The organism is Mesorhizobium sangaii, assembly GCF_014207355.1.
GTDB lineage: Bacteria > Pseudomonadota > Alphaproteobacteria > Rhizobiales > Rhizobiaceae > Mesorhizobium > Mesorhizobium sangaii.
The window spans coordinates 281,541-300,391 of sequence record NZ_JACHEF010000007.1 but is presented as its reverse complement, the minus strand read 5'-3'; the positions used below and the strand labels follow the sequence as shown (position 1 = coordinate 300,391).

24 protein-coding genes are annotated in these 18,851 nt (G+C 63.1%); 10 read left to right on the top strand and 14 right to left on the bottom strand.

Annotation, left to right across the window (positions count from 1 at the left end):
- Nucleotides 1-2: 2 nt before the first annotated feature.
- The gene (locus HNQ71_RS29110; protein WP_184876928.1) at nucleotides 3-860 is read right to left on the bottom strand and encodes a TrmH family RNA methyltransferase; all 858 of its coding nucleotides are present in this window, start codon (nucleotides 858-860) and stop codon (nucleotides 3-5) included.
- A complete protein-coding gene (locus HNQ71_RS29105) occupies nucleotides 861-1,952 on the bottom strand; it encodes an RsmD family RNA methyltransferase (RefSeq protein WP_184876926.1) in 1,092 nt (363 codons plus the stop codon).
- Nucleotides 1,953-2,088: 136 nt separating this feature from the next.
- Between HNQ71_RS29105 and HNQ71_RS29100 the strand changes: the two genes are divergently transcribed.
- The 3 genes from HNQ71_RS29100 (at nucleotide 2,089) to HNQ71_RS29090 (ending at nucleotide 3,698) form a co-directional block, all read left to right on the top strand.
- On the top strand, nucleotides 2,089-2,775 hold the full coding sequence (locus tag HNQ71_RS29100) for a helix-turn-helix transcriptional regulator (protein WP_184876924.1): 687 nt from the start codon (nucleotides 2,089-2,091) through the stop codon (nucleotides 2,773-2,775).
- Between the two features lie 93 nt (nucleotides 2,776-2,868).
- Entirely contained in the window at nucleotides 2,869-3,264 is a 396-nt protein-coding gene (locus tag HNQ71_RS29095) for a VOC family protein (protein ID WP_184876921.1), read from the top strand.
- The gene (locus HNQ71_RS29090) at nucleotides 3,261-3,698 is read left to right on the top strand and encodes an EVE domain-containing protein (RefSeq protein WP_184876919.1); all 438 of its coding nucleotides are present in this window, start codon (nucleotides 3,261-3,263) and stop codon (nucleotides 3,696-3,698) included. The genes HNQ71_RS29095 and HNQ71_RS29090 overlap by 4 nt, the downstream gene beginning before the upstream one ends.
- Here the strand turns inward: HNQ71_RS29090 and lhpI are convergent.
- The 4 genes from lhpI to sppA form a co-directional block, all read right to left on the bottom strand.
- Nucleotides 3,695-4,660 (bottom strand): bifunctional Delta(1)-pyrroline-2-carboxylate/Delta(1)-piperideine-2-carboxylate reductase, encoded by a 966-nt coding sequence (gene lhpI / locus HNQ71_RS29085; protein ID WP_184876916.1) that lies wholly within the window; start codon nucleotides 4,658-4,660, stop codon nucleotides 3,695-3,697. The genes HNQ71_RS29090 and lhpI overlap by 4 nt on opposite strands.
- A 36-nt stretch (nucleotides 4,661-4,696) precedes the next feature.
- Nucleotides 4,697-5,053 carry a DUF1049 domain-containing protein gene (locus HNQ71_RS29080; RefSeq protein ID WP_184876914.1) on the bottom strand — a complete coding sequence of 119 codons (357 nt, stop codon included), beginning with the start codon at nucleotides 5,051-5,053 and terminating at the stop codon, nucleotides 4,697-4,699.
- Nucleotides 5,054-5,095: 42 nt separating this feature from the next.
- Entirely contained in the window at nucleotides 5,096-5,380 is a 285-nt protein-coding gene (locus HNQ71_RS29075) for an integration host factor subunit beta (protein WP_006200394.1), read from the bottom strand.
- A gap of 81 nt (nucleotides 5,381-5,461) precedes the next feature.
- Entirely contained in the window at nucleotides 5,462-6,418 is a 957-nt protein-coding gene (gene sppA / locus HNQ71_RS29070; protein WP_184876912.1) for a signal peptide peptidase SppA, read from the bottom strand.
- 414 nt (nucleotides 6,419-6,832) lie between these two features.
- Here sppA and lptC point away from each other — a divergent pair, with 414 nt between their 5' ends.
- The 6 genes from lptC (at nucleotide 6,833) to ptsN (ending at nucleotide 12,037) form a co-directional block, all read left to right on the top strand.
- The gene (gene lptC / locus HNQ71_RS29065; protein ID WP_184876910.1) at nucleotides 6,833-7,546 is read left to right on the top strand and encodes an LPS export ABC transporter periplasmic protein LptC; all 714 of its coding nucleotides are present in this window, start codon (nucleotides 6,833-6,835) and stop codon (nucleotides 7,544-7,546) included.
- Nucleotides 7,533-8,114 (top strand): LptA/OstA family protein, encoded by a 582-nt coding sequence (locus HNQ71_RS29060; RefSeq protein ID WP_184876908.1) that lies wholly within the window; start codon nucleotides 7,533-7,535, stop codon nucleotides 8,112-8,114. The genes lptC and HNQ71_RS29060 overlap by 14 nt, the downstream gene beginning before the upstream one ends.
- Complete coding sequence (gene lptB, locus HNQ71_RS29055; protein ID WP_184876906.1) at nucleotides 8,114-8,932, top strand: LPS export ABC transporter ATP-binding protein; 819 nt, start codon at nucleotides 8,114-8,116, stop codon at nucleotides 8,930-8,932. Before HNQ71_RS29060 ends, lptB begins: the two co-directional genes overlap by 1 nt.
- 200 nt (nucleotides 8,933-9,132) lie before the next feature.
- Nucleotides 9,133-10,662, top strand: coding sequence for an RNA polymerase factor sigma-54 (rpoN, locus tag HNQ71_RS29050; RefSeq protein ID WP_184876904.1), 1,530 nt, complete (start codon nucleotides 9,133-9,135; stop codon nucleotides 10,660-10,662).
- Nucleotides 10,663-10,928: 266 nt separating this feature from the next.
- On the top strand, nucleotides 10,929-11,513 hold the full coding sequence (gene hpf / locus HNQ71_RS29045) for a ribosome hibernation-promoting factor, HPF/YfiA family (protein WP_184876902.1): 585 nt from the start codon (nucleotides 10,929-10,931) through the stop codon (nucleotides 11,511-11,513).
- A 59-nt stretch (nucleotides 11,514-11,572) separates the two neighbouring features.
- Nucleotides 11,573-12,037 carry a PTS IIA-like nitrogen regulatory protein PtsN gene (gene ptsN / locus HNQ71_RS29040; protein WP_013529589.1) on the top strand — a complete coding sequence of 155 codons (465 nt, stop codon included), beginning with the start codon at nucleotides 11,573-11,575 and terminating at the stop codon, nucleotides 12,035-12,037.
- Between the two features lie 73 nt (nucleotides 12,038-12,110).
- Here ptsN and HNQ71_RS29035 read toward each other — a convergent pair whose 3' ends face one another.
- Nucleotides 12,111-12,368, bottom strand: coding sequence for a BQ00720 family protein (locus tag HNQ71_RS29035; protein ID WP_095084707.1), 258 nt, complete (start codon nucleotides 12,366-12,368; stop codon nucleotides 12,111-12,113).
- A 65-nt stretch (nucleotides 12,369-12,433) separates the two neighbouring features.
- Nucleotides 12,434-12,859, bottom strand: a complete 426-nt coding sequence (locus tag HNQ71_RS29030; protein ID WP_184876900.1) for an Hsp20 family protein — start codon at nucleotides 12,857-12,859, stop codon at nucleotides 12,434-12,436.
- A gap of 304 nt (nucleotides 12,860-13,163) precedes the next feature.
- On the opposite strand from HNQ71_RS29030, the gene HNQ71_RS29025 reads away from it, so the two are divergent.
- Nucleotides 13,164-14,105 (top strand): nucleoside hydrolase, encoded by a 942-nt coding sequence (locus tag HNQ71_RS29025; RefSeq protein WP_184876898.1) that lies wholly within the window; start codon nucleotides 13,164-13,166, stop codon nucleotides 14,103-14,105.
- A 168-nt stretch (nucleotides 14,106-14,273) separates the two neighbouring features.
- Here HNQ71_RS29025 and HNQ71_RS29020 read toward each other — a convergent pair whose 3' ends face one another.
- The 6 genes from HNQ71_RS29020 to HNQ71_RS28995 all read right to left on the bottom strand — a co-directional run bounded on the left by HNQ71_RS29020 (nucleotide 14,274) and on the right by HNQ71_RS28995 (nucleotide 18,838).
- Nucleotides 14,274-14,888, bottom strand: a complete 615-nt coding sequence (locus HNQ71_RS29020; protein WP_184876896.1) for a LysE family translocator — start codon at nucleotides 14,886-14,888, stop codon at nucleotides 14,274-14,276.
- A 112-nt stretch (nucleotides 14,889-15,000) separates the two neighbouring features.
- Complete coding sequence (locus HNQ71_RS29015; RefSeq protein WP_184876893.1) at nucleotides 15,001-16,452, bottom strand: amidase; 1,452 nt, start codon at nucleotides 16,450-16,452, stop codon at nucleotides 15,001-15,003.
- Between the two features lies 1 nt (nucleotide 16,453).
- Nucleotides 16,454-17,359 (bottom strand): ribokinase, encoded by a 906-nt coding sequence (locus tag HNQ71_RS29010; RefSeq protein WP_184876891.1) that lies wholly within the window; start codon nucleotides 17,357-17,359, stop codon nucleotides 16,454-16,456.
- A gap of 144 nt (nucleotides 17,360-17,503) precedes the next feature.
- Entirely contained in the window at nucleotides 17,504-17,986 is a 483-nt protein-coding gene (locus HNQ71_RS29005; protein ID WP_184876889.1) for a hypothetical protein, read from the bottom strand.
- Entirely contained in the window at nucleotides 17,961-18,479 is a 519-nt protein-coding gene (locus tag HNQ71_RS29000; RefSeq protein WP_184876887.1) for a hypothetical protein, read from the bottom strand. Before HNQ71_RS29000 ends, HNQ71_RS29005 begins: the two co-directional genes overlap by 26 nt.
- Complete coding sequence (locus HNQ71_RS28995) at nucleotides 18,446-18,838, bottom strand: hypothetical protein (protein ID WP_184876885.1); 393 nt, start codon at nucleotides 18,836-18,838, stop codon at nucleotides 18,446-18,448. Before HNQ71_RS28995 ends, HNQ71_RS29000 begins: the two co-directional genes overlap by 34 nt.
- Nucleotides 18,839-18,851: the final 13 nt, after the last annotated feature.

The following is an 18,851-nucleotide window of genomic DNA, read 5'->3' as shown; positions in this document are numbered from 1 at the left end:
CTTCATTGCTGGTCCACGATTGGTTCGAGCTTCAGCGCGCCGCGGCGTATCTCGAACAGCATGATGCCGGTGGCAACCGCAAGATTGAGCGAATCGGCGCGGCCCGCCTGCGGAATTCTAAGCAGCCTGTCGCAACTCGCCGCCAGGCTTTCGGGCAGCCCCTGCTGCTCGTTGCCCATCATCAGCAACACCGGGCCGCGGGAAAAATCGACCGAGCGGTAGTCGACCGCGCCCTTTAGGTGCGTGCCGGCGACAAGGCCTGAAAATCCGCCTCGCCAGGCAAGGAAGGCCTCGGTCGTCGCCTTGGCCACCGGCACGGCAAAGATCGAACCCATGGTGGCGCGCACGGTTTCCACGGAAAAGGGATCGGTGGTGTCGCCGACCAGGATGACACCCTTGGCGCCGACAGCATCGATGGTGCGGATGACGGTGCCGAGATTGCCGGGATCGCGCACCCGGTCGAGCGCCACCCAGACATCGCCATTGTCGGCGCGGATATCCATCAAGGCCAGGAATTTTTGCGAGAAGACGCCGACCACCATTTGCGGATTGTCGCGGCGGGTGATGGCGACGAGCACCTTTTCAGATACTTCGAGCACCGTGCCACCAGCGGCAACCGTACGAGCAGCGACCTTCTCCACCGCGGCGTTGCCGCGCCCGGCCTTGGCGAAAACCAGTGTCCTGATCTGCCAGCCGAGATCGAGCGCATCGATGACCAGCTTCAGCCCCTCGGCCATGAAGGCATTCTGCTGGTCGCGGAATTTCTTCTGGGCGAGCGCCTTGATGTCCTTGACCAGCGGGTTGGCGAGGCTGGTGACTTCCTTCACCAGCCCGGGTGCGCCTGCATGCCGCTCGTTCATTCAGGCCACCCAACGCGAAAACAATGAGGTCGAAAGCGCCCGGCCGGCGGACTTTTCACGGATGATGAGCTCTCCCGATTCGACCGCACCACCCATGCCGGCAAAGGCGTCGCGCATCAAGGCATGGATGGCGAAGAACGAGGCGCGGATCGAATAGGCGGTCAGCACCACGGCGAGTGGTTTGGGTGTCAGGATCGCGCGGCAAAGGTCGGTCAAATCAGGCAGGTCCTCGAACAATTGCCAGACCTCACCCTTGGGGCCGCGGCCATAGGCCGGCGGGTCGAACAGGATGATGTCGTAGCGGCTGCCACGGCGTTCCTCACGTTCGGCGAATTTCACGGCGTCGTCGACGATCCAACGAATTGGTTTGCTGCCGAGCCCGGCCATTTCCTGGTTTTCACGGGCCCAGCCGATCGCCTTCTTCGAGGCATCGACATGGGTGACCTCGGCGCCGGCGCGGGCCGCCACCAGCGAGGCTAGACCGGTATAACCGAACAGGTTCAGCACCTTGACCGGTCGCTTGGCCGCCGCGATCAGCCCGGCCATGTGGTCCCAGTGCGAGGCCTGTTCCGGAAAGACACCGACATGGCGAAACGAGGTGAAACGGCCGAGATAGTCGATGCCGTCATGCTTCATCGGCCAGGTCTCGCCGAGCGGCGTCTTCGGGAACCGCCAGCGGCCGATGCCTTCCTCGTCGGTATCGCCGGTGAAAATGGCGTCGGCGCGCTCCCAGTCCTTTGCCGGCAAGGCCTTTTGCCAGATCGCCTGGCCCTCGGGCCGCACGATCCGGTAGGGGCCGTATTGCTCGAGCTTCTGCCCGGCGCCGCTGTCCAGCAGCGCATAATCGGCATTCGGCGCCACTTCGAGGATCACAGGAAGATGCTCGGTTGGCAGGGCGCCATCGCGTCGGGCAAGGATGCGCGGCGTCGTTTTCGGCTCGGAGCGGTCTTCGGCCTTCGCCTCAAGCCGCTCGCGCGGCTGCGGTTCCGGCCTGGCGGAAGCGCGGCCGGCAGGCGGACGTGACTGGTCCCCCGCACCCTTCGCGGATTGATGCGGACGGTTGTCGCGGCGTTTGTCGCGGAAAGACTTCAAGCGGGAGCAACTCCGAGCGGCGTGGCCGCTTTTGGCATAGGCCAACCTGCTTCGCAACCAAGTCCGCCGCGCAAGCCCCTCCGGTTTGTGTCGGCCGACGATGGACCATTGTCAAAGAAACAGGCAAGTCTTCGATATGTCCCGCTCTGAACGCCTGCTCGACCTGATCCAGACGCTGCGCCGGCACCGCCGGCCGGTGAGCGGACAAGCGCTAGCCGATGAGCTTGGGATCTCGATCCGCACGCTCTACCGCGACATCGCTACGCTGCAGGGCCAGGGCGCGCCGATCGAGGGTGAGGCAGGACTGGGCTATGTGCTCAAGCCTGGCTTCATGCTGCCGCCGCTGATGTTCAGCGATGAGGAGATCGAAGCGATCGTCCTCGGCTCGCGCTGGGTCGCCAAGCAGCCGGACCAGCGTCTGTCGGCCGCTGCCGCCAACGCGCTGGCCAAGATCGCCGCCGTGCTGCCGGACGATCTGCGCGAGGATCTCGATGCGAGTACGCTGCTGGTCGGGCCTCCGGCCGCAGCCATCGAGGGCATTGATCTCGGCCTCGTGCGGCAGGCGATCCGCAACGAGCGCAAGCTCGGCTTTTTGTACCGCGACGCCGGCGGCGCGGCCTCCGAACGGGTGGTCTGGCCGTTTGCGCTGGGGTTCTTCGACAAGGTGCGTGTCGTGGTGGCGTGGTGCGAGATGCGCCAGGATTTCCGACATTTTCGCGCCGATCGCATATCCGGCCTCAACACCACCGATACGCGCTATCCGCGCCGTCGGCAGGCACTGCTCAAGGAATGGCGGGCGACGCTCGACAAGCCGCGTAGTTAGTGGCCGCGTGGTTCGTGACGGATACTGCCAGAATCTGACAGTAGCACATTCTATGGTCGCCAAGTCGAAACACTGGAACCTTGGAGAGCAGACATGACAACGCCGAATTTCATCATCCTCTATGTCGACCAACCGCAGCAGAGCGGCGCCTTCTACAGCGCGCTGCTCGGTCGCGAGCCGGTCGAAAGTACGCCGACCTTCGTGCTGTTCGTGCTCGACGCGGGCTTCAAGCTCGGCCTCTGGTCGCGCCATACGGTGGAGCCGGCCGCAGCCGCGGCAGGCGGCGGCGCCGAAATCGTCTTTGCGCTGGATACGCCCGACGCGGTCGATGCCGCCCATGCCGACTGGGCCGGGCGCGGGTTGAAGATCCTGCAGACGCCGACCGACTTGGATTTCGGCCGCACCTTCGTCGCGCTCGATCCCGACAACCATCGCCTGCGCGTCTACTGGCTGTCCGATGGGGAACAGGCCAATGGGGGACAGAAATGAGTGCGCATTGGATCGCGGTGGCGTCGGCCGAACATGTCCGGCGCGGGCGCCAGGGCGGCTTCATGCAGGTCAATCACGGCAAGGCAGCACCCCTGCGCCGCGTCAAGCCTGGTGACGGTATCGCCTATTATTCGCCAACCACATTTCTCGGCAAGAAAGACGGACTGCAAGCGTTCACGGCAATTGGCACGGTGCGGGAAGGCGAGCCCTATCAGGGCGATATGGGCGGTGGCTTCACGCCGTTCCGCCGCGATGTCGCCTGGGCAACGGCCGAGGAAACTCCGATCAAGCCGTTGCTCGACAGGCTGGACTTCAGCGCCGGCAAGTCCAACTGGGGCTATCAGCTGCGCTTCGGCCTTTTCGAAATCAGCGCGCATGATTTTTCGCTGATCGCCGAGGCGATGGGCGCCAAAACGGCGGTGGCGGTAAACTAAGCCACGAGCGCCTTGTAGACGGCAATGCCGGCGGCAAGGTCCTCGAGTGCTGCGCCGACCGACTTGAACAGCGTGATCTCACTGGCGCTCTCACGACCCTTCTTCTCGCCACGCGCCAATTCGTGCAGATCGGCGACGATGGCGTCCGGCTTAAGCACGCCGGAGGCGAGTGGCTGAACGATGTCGCCGGCCTCCTTGGTGGCGCCGGCGCGGGTGTCGACATAGACGCGGGCAGTCGCGATCGCGTCATCATCGCTTTCGCGCATCGTCGGGGTAAAGCCGCCGACAAGGTCGACATGGGTTCCCGGTTGCAACAGTGCGCCCTTGATCAGCGGCGTCGTCGTGATCGTCGCCGAGGAGACGATGTCGGCCTGCCCAAGCTCGGCATCGAGATCGCTTGCCGCGCTGGCCGTGAAGCCTTCGGCGCGCAGATCGGCAGCGACTTTCTCGGCATTGGCCGGAGTGCGGTTCCAGATGCGGATTGTCTTGATCGGCCGCACGGCGCAATGCGCCTTGGCGAGAAAGGGCGACAGCGCGCCGGCGCCGACCACAAGCAGCCGCGAGGTGTCCTCGCGAGCGAGGTAGGAAGCGGCCAGCGCCGAGGCGCAGGCCGTGCGCCACTGTGTCAACCGCTGGCCGTCGATCAAGGCTTCCGGTTCGCCGGTGGCGCCGTCGAGCAGGAGATAGAGTCCCATCACCGCGGGCTTGCCGATAGCGTTGTTGTCAGGCGAGACGGTAACGATCTTGACGCCGATGTGACCGCCGGCCGACGTGCCTGCGGCGTTGAAGTCGGTCCAGGCCGGCATCAAAAGCAGCGTCGAGGCGGCGCCGTCGGGCCGTTCGACCGTATGGTGATGCCTTACCGGCTGTACGGCACCCTCGCGAAAGGCCGTGCGCAGCGTCTCCACCAGTCCGGAAAAGGTCAGCGCGTGATCGACCTCGGCGGCCGAAATGGTCAGCATGGAAAACTCCGCGGGAGAAAACCGCCAACCGGCGGTTCAAGTGGTTGGCTTCGGCAAGGCCGATGCCTGGGCTGACCCTTGGGCCGTTCCTTGTGGTGCCGCCGGCGCGCGGCTGACCGCCTGGCGCAGGTTCTCGGCTTCGACGCCACGCTGGCGCGCCAGCTTGCGGTAGCGGCCCTGCTTGACCCAGGTTGCCAGGCTGCCGACGATCATGCCGATGGCGAGCGCCAGGAACAGGAAGATGAACAGCGGCAAGGTCAGCGTCAGCTTTGGATTGCCGGGGTTGAACGGGTCCAGCGTGAAGGCGACCATTTCGCGATTGGCGACGGCGAGCGCGATCAGGATGATCGCCAGGGGCACGAAGACCACGATGAGCATGAAGCGATTGAACATGATGTTTTCCGTCGGAAAGGCTGGCTGGCGCTGACGCCGCGCCTACTTGCCGCCGTTCAGCCTTTCACGCAGCTCCTTGCCGGTCTTGAAGAACGGCACCCATTTCTCCTCGACCTCGACAGATTCGCCGGTGCGTGGATTGCGGCCGGTGCGGGCGGGACGGTTTTTCACCGAAAAAGCACCGAAGCCGCGCAGCTCGACGCGATTGCCTTCGGCAAGAGCGTCGGTGATCTCATCGAAGATCGCGCCGACGATGTTTTCGACGTCGCGCAGGAAAAGATGCGGATTGCGCGTGGCAATAATCTGCACAAGTTCGGACTTGATCATCAGACGGGTCCCCGTGAAAGCAGTACGGTCAAAATTATGAGGATGATTTTATTTGCTTTTTCACTTGCCCCAAACGGCAGCTCAAGGGTGCCAGACGGAAACGAGACCGTCAAGAAACAAGCGGTCGGCGCCGAGTTCATGAATGACATCGCCGCTGTAGGCGGGCAGACCGAGCGCGCTGCCGATGGTTTGCGCCATCGCTTTCGAGAACAGGAAGCCGCCGCGCCGTTCCGTATTCTTCCACTCGACGACCTTCAGTTTGGCATCGACGCCCTTGGTCGCCAGCCAGTCGACCGCTTCGGTCTCGCCGCCGACAGCATCGATCAGCCCATTGGCGACGCCCTGGCGGCCGGTGAAGATCGAGCCATCGGCGAGCGCCAGTGCTTGCTCGCGGGTCATCTTGCGGCGCTCGGCGACGATGCCGACGAACCAGTCGTAGCTGTCGAGGATGAGCTTGCGGACCATGGCGCGCTCGTCGTCATTGGTCGGCTTGAAGGGAGATGGCGACGCTTTCAGCGGCGAGGATTTCACTTCCTCCAGCTTGACGCCGAGCTTGTCCATCAGGCCGCTGACATCAGGATACTGGATCAGCACGCCGATCGAGCCGACGATCGAGGTCTTGCGGGCAACGATATGATCGGCGGCACTGGCGATCATGTAGCCCGCCGATGCGGCAAGCGTGCCGACTTCCGCGACCACCGGCTTGTCGCCGGCCAGCTTGCGCACTTCTTCATAGATCGATTCACCGCCGACCGTGGTGCCGCCAGGCGAATCGATCGACAGGATAACGCCTTTCACCTTCGACGACTGGCGGATGGTTTCCAGCCGCTTGATCAACTCCTCGTCCTCGGTGATGGTGCCTTCGATCTTGACCTTGGCGATATGGTCGACGGCCGAGCCGGTGAAATCGTCGCCATAGAACCAGGTTGAAAGCGCAATCACCCCAAGTGCTACGATGCCGATGGCGGCAACCCGCCAGAATGTCAGCTTGCGCCGCAAGCGGCGGCGGTCGATCAGGTCGTCGGCTCTCAGTGCCATGGTCAGCCTTTCAGTCGGCGGGAGGAGACGCTTTTAGACCATCATCTTCTCATCTGGAAGCAATTCTCTTTTCCGGCGCAACAAGACAATTCGCGCGGACAGTCGAGTTGGCCATGCCGGATGCGCCATCGGGCAGGTCAGGGCGGGCTCTGCCCCTCTCGAGGCACAGGTCTCTTCACGTATTTGTGCAATCGCCGCGAGGTCTGGCGGCGAAGATCGGCAGCTGATAAATTTTACGCCGCGTGTCTGTTTCTGCTATGAAGAACGGGCAGTTGTGCGGATCTCATTTTCATCTGTACAAACGCGGCTGTCACATTTTTGCAGTTTTCATGGGCTTGTGCTTGCTTGAAGGCGGCGGCGTCCCACCTATAGGCGGTGCTCGCGGGTGGGCAAGGGGTTAGAAGAAAGCGTTGAATGTTAGCGCGACCGATTGAATCGACCAACGCCGAGACGGAGTTGGCTCCCCCGGCGGACGTCCGGATGCGTGGCGATGCTTTCGACCGCGCCCAGCGTCATTCGCGCCGCGTGCGCGTTCTCAAGTTTGCCGTGCCGCTGGCCGCGGTACTGATCGCCGTCGCTTTCCCGGTCTATTCCTATCTTGCCGCACCGGTCTCAGTCGCGGTCCAGGCGGAAGGCACTGCTTTTTCCAACGGCAAGCTGGTGATGGCCAATCCCAAGCTCAACGGTTTCACCAAGCAGAAGCAGCCCTATTCGATGACGGCGCTGCGCGCCATCCAGGACGTCAGCACGCAAGGCATCATCGAACTGGAAGGCATCGACGCCAAGATCCCGGTCGGACCTGACAATATCGCGGCGATCAAAGCCTCGCACGGCACCTACGATCGCAACGGCAATACGATGAACCTGACCAGCGACGTTGACATCACCACAACCGACGGCATGCAGGCCAAGTTCAAATCGGTCTTCCTCGACATGGGCAAAGGCACTATGAAGACGGGAGATCCCGTCGATGTCAGCCGTGAGGGGTCACGGATCACGGCGGATTCGATGTCGGTCCAGGACAATGGCAAGGTTCTGGTTTTCGAGAACAAAGTGCGCGTCAACATCGATTCCGCCGCCTTGAAGACGGCAGAGGGAAACAGCGGAGAAACCAATGCGGCTCAGTAGTTCGACGCGGCTCGCGGCTGCAACTTCGGCGTTGCTGCTGCTCGGGCTGGTGCCGTCATTGGCGCAGTCCACCAGCCAATCAGGTCTCAAACTGTCCGGCGACAAGCCAATCCAGATCGAAAGCGACAAGCTGGAAGTCCGCCAGGCCGAAAATGTCGCCATCTTCACGGGCAATGTCAGCGTCGTCCAGGGGCCGACATTAATGAAGGCCGGCAAGATGACGGTCTACTACGTCAAGGATCCCAATGCCGCGGCCAAGGGCACGGAAGCCGCGGGCGCGGCGATGACCGGCTCGGCCAACATCGATCACCTGGAGATCGCCGACAAGGTTTACATCAAGTCGGACGCGCAGATCGCCACCGGCGATCAAGGCAGCTTCGACATGAAGAGCCAGGTTCTGGTGCTTTCGGGCAAAAAGGTCGTCCTGTCGCAAAACGATAACGTCCTGGTTGGCTGCAAGCTCGTCGTGCAGATGAAAACCGGGCTGGCCCAGGTTGATCCATGCGCTGGGCAACGCGTCCAGATGTCGATCACACCGCCGCCGAAATCGGGAGCGGCGAACCCCTGATGGCCAGCCTGTCGTCGCTGACGGCGCGTCTTCCGGGACGGGCCGCCGGCAAGCTTTCGGCGCCGCCCACGGCGACCGTCGATACGGGAAAGTTCAAGGGAACCCTGATCGCCAAGGGTCTGACCAAGAGCTACAAGGGCCGCAAGGTCGTCAGCGGCGTCACCATCGGCGTGCGCGCCGGCGAGGCCGTCGGACTGCTCGGCCCCAACGGCGCCGGCAAGACGACCTGCTTCTACATGGTCACCGGCCTGGTACCGGTGGATGAGGGCACGATCGAGATCGACGGCTTCGACGTCACCTCGATGCCGATGTACCGTCGTGCGCGCCTCGGCATCGGCTATCTGCCGCAGGAGGCCTCGATCTTCCGCGGCCTGAGTGTCGAGCAGAATATCCGTGCCGTGCTCGAAGTGGTCGAAAAGAGCCGCAAGGAGCGCGAACGCAATCTCGACGAACTGCTCGAGGAATTCCACATCAGCCATCTGCGCAAGGCGCCATCCATGTCGCTTTCCGGCGGCGAGCGGCGGCGCCTGGAAATCGCGCGTGCGCTGGCAACGCGCCCGGCCTACATGCTGCTCGACGAGCCTTTTGCCGGCATCGATCCGATCGCCGTTGCCGATATCCAGCAGCTGGTGCGTCACCTGACGGCGCGCGGCATCGGCGTCCTCATCACCGATCACAATGTGCGCGAAACGCTCGGCCTGATCGACCGCGCCTACATCATCCATGCCGGTCAGGTGCTGACCCATGGCCGGGCCGACGAAGTGGTGGCAAACCCGGATGTCCGCCGGCTCTATCTCGGCGAGGGCTTTACGCTCTGAGCGTGAAATTTGTTTCCTGACACGATTTTTGGTGTCTTCACCGCGCTTTTTCTCCGATTTTGCCGCCAGATAACGCTCCGGTAAGTGAGTTTTGCTAGCTATCGCCTTGACAAGCAAAAGCTGGGCCAGTTTCTATGACCCGCTGCAAAAATTCCTATCCGGAAGCCCGGATGCGTAGACGAGGCGTTTGAAACCAGACAATGGCGTTGGCGGCGAAACTACAGCTACGACAATCGCAGTCGCTGGTGATGACGCCGCAACTGATGCAGTCGATTCGGCTGCTGCAGTTCACCCATACCGAGCTCGAGCATTTCATCGACGACGAAATCGAGCGCAATCCGCTGCTGGAGCGCGCCGAGCCGCAGGACGATGCCGCCGGCGACCCGTCGCAGAAGATCGAGGTGGAGCCGCAAGCCGCCGCCGCCGACGGCGACTGGTTCGAAAACGAGACGCAGTGGAGCGCCGAGGCGATCTCGGACAAGCTCGACACGTCGCTGGAAAACCTGTTTCCCGACGATCCGGGGACGAGCGAGCGGCTCGGTCCCGACCTGACGGCGCAATGGAAATCGGCTTCCGGCAGTGGTGCGAATTCCTCATCCGAGGGCATTGATGCCGGCGACATGGCGGCCGCGGCGATTACGCTGCGCGACCATGTCGGCGAACAGGTGGCGCTCGCCTTCGTCGATCCGGCGGCACGGCTGATCGCCGCCGACCTGGCCGATGGCCTCGACGAGACCGGCTATCTGCGCGGCGACCTGGCCGAGATCGCTGCGCGTCTCGGTACGGACGCTGCCGCGGTGAGAAAGGTGCTGGCGGTGTGCCAGACTTTCGAGCCGGCCGGCCTGTTTGCCCGCGACCTTGCCGAATGCCTGTCGCTGCAGCTTGCCGTGCGGGATCGGCTCGATCCGGCGATGAAGGCGCTGGTCGCCAATCTGGAACTGCTGGCACGGCGCGATTTCCATGCCCTGAAGCGGATCTGCGGCGTCGACGAGGAGGATCTGCTCGACATGCTGGCCGAGATCCGTGCCCTCGATCCCCGGCCGGGCATGGCGTTTTCGGGCGGCGCCAGCGACGCCATCGTCGCGGATGTCGAGGTGCGTGCCGCCAATGACGGCAGCTGGACGGTCGAGCTCAATGCCGAAACGCTGCCGCGCGTGCTGGTCGACCATATCTATTTCGCCCAGGTTTCGCCGCAGGCGAAGAACCAGGCGGAAAAGGACTTCCTCGCCGAATGCCTGCAAAACGCCAACTGGCTGACGCGCAGTCTCGACCAGCGGGCGAAGACCATCCTCAAGGTCGCCTCGGAGATCGTTCGCCAGCAGGATGCCTTCCTCGTCCATGGCGTGCGCCAGCTGAAGCCGCTCAACCTGCGCACGGTGGCCGATGCCATCGGCATGCACGAATCGACCGTCAGCCGGGTCACCGCGAACAAATACATGCTGACGCCGCGCGGCGTGTTCGAACTGCGGTACTTCTTCACCGCCTCGATCGCCGCGTCGGGTGGCGGCGATGCGCATTCCTCGGAATCGGTGCGTGATCGCATCAAGCAGCTGATCGACGAGGAAAAACCCGTTGACGTGCTTTCCGACGATGCGATCGTCGACATGTTGCGCGAGAGTGGCGTCGATATCGCCAGGCGCACTGTCGCCAAGTACCGGGAGGGCATGAATATTCCCTCCTCGGTGCAGCGTCGGCGCGAGAAACGGGCGCTGGCCAGCGCCGGTCGCTGACACGGTTCGATTTTCCACAGGCCAGCACTTCATTGACAAGCCGCGGCGAAGTGGCTAGAAGCCCGCCCGCATGAGACGGGCTAGATGCCCGCATGCGGATGGTCCGTCACGACGTTGGCCTCGGGACGGTCAAAAGGGCGGCTTGTGATCAACCGGAAAGTTCGGATTTAAAATCGGCGCGAGTGACGCCGCAAAGCTTGTGCGCACGGACCACGAGTATAAACTCGGGCGAGTTTGAAGCCTGAGCAAGGAAGGTCAGTTTTCAGATGAATCTGCGCATATCGGGAAAACACATGGATATCGGCGATGCGTTTCGTACACGCATCAACGATCGTGTCGGCGAAGCGATCGGCAAATATTTCGATCGCGGCTTTGCCGGACACGTCACGGTCATCAAATCAGGTTCGCGCTATTCGGCGGATTGCATGATCCGGCTGGATTCCGGCGCTTCGCTGCAGGCCACCGGCGATGCCCAGGATCCGACGGTTGCCTTCGAGGCCGCCGCCGATCGCCTGGAAACGCGCCTGAGGCGCTACAAGCGCCGGCTGAAATCGCACAATTCGGGCGCCGCCAATGGCGAACCGACCGACATCGCCTACACGGTGATGGCGCCGCTGGCTGATGACGACGAGGATATTCCGGACAATTTCGCACCGGCCATCGTCGCCGAATCAACCATGACGCTGAAGACCATGTCGGTGGCGTCGGCAGTCATCGAGCTGGACACCAAGGACAGCCCGGTCTTCGTCTTCCGCAACGCCGGAAACGACCATCTCAACATCGTCTATCGCCGGCCCGATGGAAACATCGGCTGGATCGACCCGTCCACGACCAAGGTCGCACAAGGATAAGAGCCGGCCGCACGAGGGGTGAGGACTGGTGACGGCAGGCGAACAAGGGATTTTCAAGCATGGATCTGAGCGATCTAATCAACGTTCCGGCGATACTGCCGGCGTTGAAGGCGAACTCAAAAAAGCAGCTGTTGCAATTGCTTTCCGAACGGGCAGCGGCGATTTCCGGCATTCCGGAGCGGGAAGTTTTCGACACCATCCTGCAGCGCGAACGGCTGGGCTCGACGGGCGTCGGCAACGGTATCGCCATCCCGCATGGCAAGCTGGCCGGTGTGAAGCGCATAGCCGGCGTTTTCGCACGGCTGGAGACGCCGGTCGATTTCGAATCGCTGGACGATCAGCCGGTCGATCTGGTGTTTCTGCTGCTGGCGCCGGAAGGGGCCGGCGCCGACCATCTCAAGGCCTTGTCGCGCATCGCGCGGGTGCTGCGCGACGCCGACACGGTTGCCAAGATCAGAGGGACGCGTGACGCCGCGGCAATCCACGCGCTTTTGTCGGATACCCAGGCCTCGCACGCGGCCTGACATTTTCTGATTGGAACAGCCAGCCAAGGGCCGCCACCGGCGGCCCTGTCCAATTAAGCCCGGCGCGCCGGGTTTAGTGAATGGCGACCGTGGTGAGGTCGTTTTCCATGGCGCCGGCCAGCGCGCGGTCACGCGCATCCGAAAGCAGAATCGGCTGCCCATTGGCGGCAAACAGCGCCCACAGTTCCATGCCGGGCGCGATTTCACCGAGGTTCGGGAAACGGCCGAGCAACTCGTCGCTCGAGACCTTGCGCAGATAGGCGACCGAGCCCTCGCCGAGATGGGCGAATTCGCCGCTGGTCATGGTGAGATTTTCATCAGTTCTGGTCATTTCAAAGCCTCCTTGGCGCGAGGACGCCGCTCAAGGCCATCCCGCATGAGAGCCATCGGTAAAGATCAGTCTTTCACCGATATATTTATTTTCCGTACCAGCCGTTCGGACTCCGGCCGATCGAGGTCGATCGACAAAAGGCCGTTCTTCAGTTCCGCCGCGATCACCCGCATGCCGTCGGCCAGCACGAAACAGCGCTGGAACTGGCGCGCGGCGATGCCGCGATGAAGAAACTCGCGCTCGGTGTCGTCGGTCTGACGGCCGCGCACGACCAGCTGGTTTTCCTCCGTGGTGACATCGAGATCGCTTTCGGCGAAACCGGCGACCGCCAATGTGATGCGCAACCTTTCGGTCTTGCCGTCGGCGCCGCCGAGGCGTTCGATGTTGTAGGGAGGGTAGCTGTCACCGGACTTCGCCAGGCGTTCCAGGGTCTTTTCCATGGCGTCGAAACCAAGGAGAAGCGGGCTGGAAAAGGGCGTCATTCGGCTCATGTTACACTGTCCTCTGTAGAGCGACATAAAGTGGAAAAACCCAGATGGCATTTTTCCCGGTGGTCTTGATATGGTCCGCCCCGCGACCAAGTTCAAGCCATCAAAAGACCCGCCCAAAAAGACCAGGTCGTGGACTCACAGGAATGATCGACATGGCGCTTGAAACGGCCAGCAGATGCAAGGAGAAGCGCGCAGGTCGGGATTGTCTTCCCCGGTCGAGCGGTTCGACTTGGCAGTTCGCAGCCGCTTCGGCGTCATCCCGGATTCATCCCAAGTCCATGGCTTCGCCAAACAAGGAATTGAAATGCCTCAATTACGCAAGATCATCATCGACACGGATCCCGGCCAGGATGACGCCGTCGCCATATTGCTGGCGCTCGGCAGCTCCGAGTTGGAGATCGTTGGCATATCAGCCGTTGCCGGCAACGTGCCGCTGAAGCTTACCGAAAAGAACGCCCGCAAGATCTGCGAGCTGGCCGGCCGGCCGGACATCAAGGTCTATGCCGGCGCCATCCGGCCGTTGATGCGCGAACTGGTCACCGCCGAGGAAGTGCATGGCAAGACCGGTCTCAACGGGCCGCAATTGGCCGAACCGACGATGAAGCTGCAGGACCAGTATGCCGTCGATTTCATCGTCGAGACGCTGATGAAGGAAGAGAGCGGCACCATCACGCTTTGCGCGCTCGGCCCGCTCACCAACATTGCGCTGGCGCTGATCCGCGAACCGCGCATTGCACCGCGCATCAAGGAAATCGTGCTGATGGGCGGCGGCTTCTTCGAAGGCGGCAATGTCACGCCGTCCGCCGAGTTCAACATCTATGTCGATCCGCAAGCAGCCGACGTCGTGCTCAAATCCGGCATTCCGATCGTGATGATGCCGCTCGACGTCACGCACAAGGCGCTGACCACCGCAAAGCGCACGCAGGCCTTCCGCGAACTCGGCACCAAGGTCGGAACGGCGACCGCCGACATGCTGGAATTCTTCGAGCGCTTCGACGAGGAGAAATACGGCACCGACGGCGGGCCACTGCACGACCCCTGCGTCATCGCCTATCTGTTGAAGCCGGAGCTGTTCAAGGGCCGCAGCTGCAATGTCAGCGTTGAAACCGCCTCGGAACTGACCATGGGCATGACCGTCATCGACTGGTGGGGGGTGACCAAGCGGCCGAAGAACGCCATGGTGATGCGCGACATCGACCATGATGGCTTCTTCGCCCTGCTGGTCGAGAGGCTGGGGCGGCTTTAGGGCCGACTTTCACCTTCTCCCCTTGTGGGAGAAGGTGGCCGAGCGAAGCTCGGCCGGATGACGGGTGTTCCAGAAAACACCAACGTCTCATTTCTTCCAGCACCCCTCAACCGTCTCGGCGCTGCGCGCCGATCCACCTTCTCCCACAAGGGAGAAGGAAGGCGTTGCCTACTTCGACCGTGAAAACGCCAGCCATAGGCCGCCGCCGACCAGGAAGCTGCCGCTGACCCTGGACATGAGCTTGATGCGGCTGGCCGACAGCAGGCGCCCGGCACGGCCGGCGGCCAGTGCATAGGTCGAATCCGATATGGCGGCGAAGATCATGGCTGTGAGGCCCATGACGACGATCTGAAGCGAGTAATTGCCCTGAGGCGCGATGAATTGCGGAAAGAAGGCGCCGAAGAACACCAGCGTCTTGGGGTTGCTGAGCGCCACCAGCAGGCCCTGCAGGAAGAAGCCGCCGCGCGGTTTCCTCGCCGTTCCATCGGCGTTCAGCGTGCCCTTGGAACGGAACATCTGCACGCCCATCCAGATCAGATAGGCGGCGCCGATCAGCCGCACCCATTCGAACCAGTGGCCCATGCCCGAGATCAGCGTGTTGAGGCCGATGCCGACGATGGCGATCATCACCGCAAGCCCGGCCTGCGTGCCGCCGACATTGGCGAGCCCGGCGCGGGAGCCATGGCGGATGCTGTTGGCGATGATCAGCGTGACCGTTGGGCCGGGCACCAGGATGATGACGATGCAAGCGAGGACATAGGCGGCGTAGAGTTCCAGCGACATGATTTTTCCTCAGGGATGCCGCCAGGGCGGCGCGGGCTGTCGACAATCAATGCATGGCAGCGCAGCCGGTGCAAGCCGGTACGCGAAGCGCCGCGATACGCCATGCACCGGTTCAGGCGCCGGTCTGCCAGGGCAGCGTCGCCTCATAGGCGGCTGCCGCTCGGAGCACGGCAAGATCGCCGCGTGGCCGGCCGATCAACTGCATGCCCATCGGCCGGCCCCTGTCGTCGAAGCCGACCGGCACGTTGACCGCCGGGCAACCGCCCAGGGTGGCGAATGCGGAAACCTGCATCCAGCGGTGGTAGCTGTCCATCGCCCGTCCGGCGACCTCGCGCGGCCACGGCGTGCCGACATCGAAGGGGAAGACCTGCGCGGTCGGCAGCGCGATCAGATCAAAGCGGTCGAAGATCGACAGCAGCGTGCGATGCCAGGATGTGCGGACGACCGAGGCCTCGCGGATCTGCGGCGCCGTCAGCCGCATCGCGTTCTCTAACTCCCAGACGGCTTCCTGCTTGAGCAGGCCACGCTTCGAGGGATCGTCGTAGTGGGTTTTGAGCGCACAGCCGCTGCTGGCCTGCCGCAGTGTGACAAAAGCCTGCCACAGCGCTTCGAAATCGAAATCCGGCTGCAGAGGTTGCCAAGGGAAGGAGGACGCGTCCGCCAACCGGCCGAGCTCGGTCTCGCAGAGATCGAGAATCCCGGCTTCGACCGGCAGATGACCGCCGAGGTCGCCGAACCAGGCGATGCAGCCGCCAGGCGTCACCGTTCCAAGCCCATCGAGGAACGAGCCAGGTTTCTCATAGGACAATGGCGCGTGTGGATGAAAGCCCGCCTGCACGTCGAGCAGCAGGGCCATGTCGCGGACGTTGCGCCCCATCGGCCCATCGACACCCATCTGCGCATGAAAGACCTCGACGTCGGGTCCGCCGGGAACGAGCCCTTGCGACGGGCGGAAGCCAAAAACATTGTTCCAGGCCGCCGGGTTGCGCAGCGAGCCGCCGAAGTCGCTGCCATCGGCGACAGGCAGCATGTCGAGTGCCAGCGCCACCGCCGCGCCACCACTCGAGCCGCCGGCGGTAAGCGCCGGATCGAAGGCGTTAAGCGTCGGTCCGAACACATTGTTGTAGGTGTTGGAGCCAAGCCCGAATTCCGGAACGTTGGTCTTGCCGATGATGATGGCGCCGGCGTTGCGGATACGCTCGACGAAGAAATCATCCTCCTGCGGCACGAAATCGGCGAAGATCGGCGAGCCGAGCGAGGTCCTGAGGCCCGTGGTCGAGGCGAGGTCCTTGATGGCGATCGGTAGGCCGAACAACGAGCCGGTTTCGGCATCTGCCGGCCGGGCATCGGCAGCGTCGGCCTCACGCAGGATGTCGCCGCGGTCACGCAAGGAGACGATGGCGTTGACCAGCGGGTTGACCGCCTCGATCCGGTCGAGGAATGCCGTCACCACCTCGCGGACGGAAAGTTTCTTTTGGCGGATCGCGTCGGCAAGTGCGACCGCGGACAGGCGACAGATGTCGCCGGCCGGCGCCACGGCATGTTTCGTCTGAGGGCGCAGCATCTCAACGCGTTTCCTGCAACGCCTGGTCGACATCCTTGGCCAGCGGAATCGCCGGTTGGGCGCCAGGCTTCAGGCAGGCCAGCGAGCCGGCCGCGCCGGCGCGCGCCAGCGCCTGTTCGAGCGCCAGGCCGGACGCCAGGCCGGCGGCAAAATAACCGCAGAACGTGTCGCCGGCGCCGACCGTGTCGACAGGGGTGATCTTCATTGCCGGAACGGTCAGGAAATCGCTTGGCGTCGCGGCCATCACGCCGTCACCGCCGAGCGTGACGACGATGGTGCGGCCGGTCTTCCCGGCATAGTCGCGCATGCGCGCCGCCCGATCGCGGCCGTTGAGCGACAGCGCCTCGCCATAGAGGTCGAATTCGGTTTCGTTGGCAATGGCATAGTCGGCCTTGGCAAGAAAGGCCGCTGCTTCGCCCTGGAAAGGCGCGGTGTTGAGCACGGTGATGGCGCTGGCCGCCCTTGCCTGGTCGAGCGCGGCCTCGACGGTCGCCAGCGGGATCTCATGCTGCAGGAGTACGACATCGCCCTTTTTGAAGAAGGCTTTGGAGAGGTCGCCGGGCAATACGGACGCGTTGGCGCCCGGCACCACGGCGATGACGTTCTCGCCGTCGTCGCCGACCATGATCAGAGCTGTGCCCGTCGACGCAAAAGTCTCGGCGACGCCGGACAGATCGACCTTGCCGTCGCGCAGCAATGCCAGCGCCTCGGCGGCGAAGCTGTCCTTGCCGACTGCGCCGACCATGCGCACCGGGGCGCCGGCGCGTGCCGCAGCCAGCGCCTGGTTGGCGCCTTTGCCGCCGGGCGCGGTGACAAAGCTTGAGCCGGCCACTGTTTCGCCAGGGCTCGGCAAGCGTTCGACATTGGCGATCAGGTCGAGGTTGATCGAGCCGATAACGATAATCAAGCAAGGCCTCCTGGCAGCACAAATTCAAATGTTGGAGCGTCTTTTGTGCGTCCGGGCGAACGCAGGTCGCTCCTATCGATCGGGAAGCTAACCTGCAAGGCAGCGGCTTGCCAGACCACACGAATGGTCCAGCTCGATTTGTGCCTATTCACAGCGCACGGTGACCGTGCCCTGGTAGTTGCCGGCGGGGAAGATGCCGCTCGACTTGGTGGCGGTGAGGTCGACCTGCATGGGGTGGGTGCCGTTGAGGACGCGCTGTGGCACGTTTCCGGAGGTGTCGACGCCGGTGCCGTCGAGGCGGTAGACGGTGCTGAAGGTGACGTTGGTACCGCCGCCGCTTGGCGCAGAGGAGAACGATGCGGGCGCCGGTGCGGAAACGGAATAACAGTCGAGCAGGTTGAGCAAGGTGCAAAGCAGCGAACTGGCGGTGATGGTGGCGGTCGCACTCGATCCGCCTGCCTGTTTGGAGCCGAGTATGCTGATGGCAGGATTTGCGGTCATCGTTCCCGATGCCCCGACCATGATAGTGCAGGTGCCGATGATCGCCGCTTGCACCGGAAGGCAGAGGCCGGCAAGTGCCGCTGTTGCAAGCAGCGCGCGGTTATTTCTTCTTCTTTTTCTTGCCATCGCCATTTCCAGTCCTGATGCTCCAGCCTTCGTTGGCCCATCCCGGTGATGCGACCATGGGAGCGGGAGCGCTGGCGGGCACGCTCGCCGTCTGGCCGTCGGCGCCGATGCCCATTTTGAGGAGTTTCAGCTCAAGTTGCAGGCGCTCGACCTCAAGCTCGTAGAGGCGGCTGCAATCGATGCGCTTCGGGTTCCGCCCGATCGGGATCACGACGCGGCCATAGGTGGCGACGTCATTGTTTGACTGGTTGTTGCCTCTGATGACGCCGAGGTCGACATAGGCGCCAGTACCCGAAACCGCGGAACGGCAGGTGGTGCCGTCGGAAGCGTGGACCTCGTCCTGCCCCTGAGGCAAGGTTACGCCTGGCAGGTTGAAGCCGCTCTCATTCTGGTTGAGATTGTAGACATCCTCGGCCAGAACCGGCGAAATCCCGGCCGACATCGCTGCAAGTGCGACTGTCAGGATTTGCGGTGCCCAAAAAACTTGCCGCATATCTGTGCCTTTATCTGCGTCTGTTGATTGGGAAAGGGGATACTTTCGGTACAGATACGCACTTTGCGCTCGGCAGCGCCGCCGAAGGGCACGACCACAAGGACAGGACGGGAAGCCTGGGAAGCCAGTTGGAAGGCACTCGGAGAGATCCTGGCGGCCACCGGCTGAAAATCCTGATCGTAGACGTGGATTTCGACCCTGATCTTCTGGTCGTAGGGATTGGCCGGGAATACGCGGACCGCGAAGACGTCGGTAAAGCTGTTGACCTCGCCTCGCATCGGCGACATCGACTGGGCTGCGGCGGCAATGGGCATCAGGCCGACGGCCAGCGCCGTCGCCAAGGTTCGAGCATGTGTCAAAGGCCCCTCCTTC

Bases quoted from the DNA above. Each gene is read 5' to 3' on its own strand.
- HNQ71_RS29110 (WP_184876928.1), bottom strand. From the start codon at position 860: ATGAACGAGCGGCATGCAGGCGCACCCGGGCTGGTGAAGGAAGTCACC.
- HNQ71_RS29100 (WP_184876924.1), top strand. From the start codon at position 2,089: ATGTCCCGCTCTGAACGCCTGCTCGACCTGATCCAGACGCTGCGCCGG.
- HNQ71_RS29095 (WP_184876921.1), top strand. From the start codon at position 2,869: ATGACAACGCCGAATTTCATCATCCTCTATGTCGACCAACCGCAGCAG.
- HNQ71_RS29090 (WP_184876919.1), top strand. From the start codon at position 3,261: ATGAGTGCGCATTGGATCGCGGTGGCGTCGGCCGAACATGTCCGGCGC.
- lhpI (WP_184876916.1), bottom strand. From the start codon at position 4,660: ATGCTGACCATTTCGGCCGCCGAGGTCGATCACGCGCTGACCTTTTCC.
- HNQ71_RS29080 (WP_184876914.1), bottom strand. From the start codon at position 5,053: ATGTTCAATCGCTTCATGCTCATCGTGGTCTTCGTGCCCCTGGCGATC.
- HNQ71_RS29075 (WP_006200394.1), bottom strand. From the start codon at position 5,380: ATGATCAAGTCCGAACTTGTGCAGATTATTGCCACGCGCAATCCGCAT.
- sppA (WP_184876912.1), bottom strand. From the start codon at position 6,418: ATGGCACTGAGAGCCGACGACCTGATCGACCGCCGCCGCTTGCGGCGC.
- lptC (WP_184876910.1), top strand. From the start codon at position 6,833: ATGTTAGCGCGACCGATTGAATCGACCAACGCCGAGACGGAGTTGGCT.
- HNQ71_RS29060 (WP_184876908.1), top strand. From the start codon at position 7,533: ATGCGGCTCAGTAGTTCGACGCGGCTCGCGGCTGCAACTTCGGCGTTG.
- lptB (WP_184876906.1), top strand. From the start codon at position 8,114: ATGGCCAGCCTGTCGTCGCTGACGGCGCGTCTTCCGGGACGGGCCGCC.
- rpoN (WP_184876904.1), top strand. From the start codon at position 9,133: ATGGCGTTGGCGGCGAAACTACAGCTACGACAATCGCAGTCGCTGGTG.
- hpf (WP_184876902.1), top strand. From the start codon at position 10,929: ATGAATCTGCGCATATCGGGAAAACACATGGATATCGGCGATGCGTTT.
- ptsN (WP_013529589.1), top strand. From the start codon at position 11,573: ATGGATCTGAGCGATCTAATCAACGTTCCGGCGATACTGCCGGCGTTG.
- HNQ71_RS29035 (WP_095084707.1), bottom strand. From the start codon at position 12,368: ATGACCAGAACTGATGAAAATCTCACCATGACCAGCGGCGAATTCGCC.
- HNQ71_RS29030 (WP_184876900.1), bottom strand. From the start codon at position 12,859: ATGAGCCGAATGACGCCCTTTTCCAGCCCGCTTCTCCTTGGTTTCGAC.
- HNQ71_RS29025 (WP_184876898.1), top strand. From the start codon at position 13,164: ATGCCTCAATTACGCAAGATCATCATCGACACGGATCCCGGCCAGGAT.
- HNQ71_RS29020 (WP_184876896.1), bottom strand. From the start codon at position 14,888: ATGTCGCTGGAACTCTACGCCGCCTATGTCCTCGCTTGCATCGTCATC.
- HNQ71_RS29015 (WP_184876893.1), bottom strand. From the start codon at position 16,452: ATGCTGCGCCCTCAGACGAAACATGCCGTGGCGCCGGCCGGCGACATC.
- HNQ71_RS29005 (WP_184876889.1), bottom strand. From the start codon at position 17,986: ATGGCAAGAAAAAGAAGAAGAAATAACCGCGCGCTGCTTGCAACAGCG.
- HNQ71_RS29000 (WP_184876887.1), bottom strand. From the start codon at position 18,479: ATGCGGCAAGTTTTTTGGGCACCGCAAATCCTGACAGTCGCACTTGCA.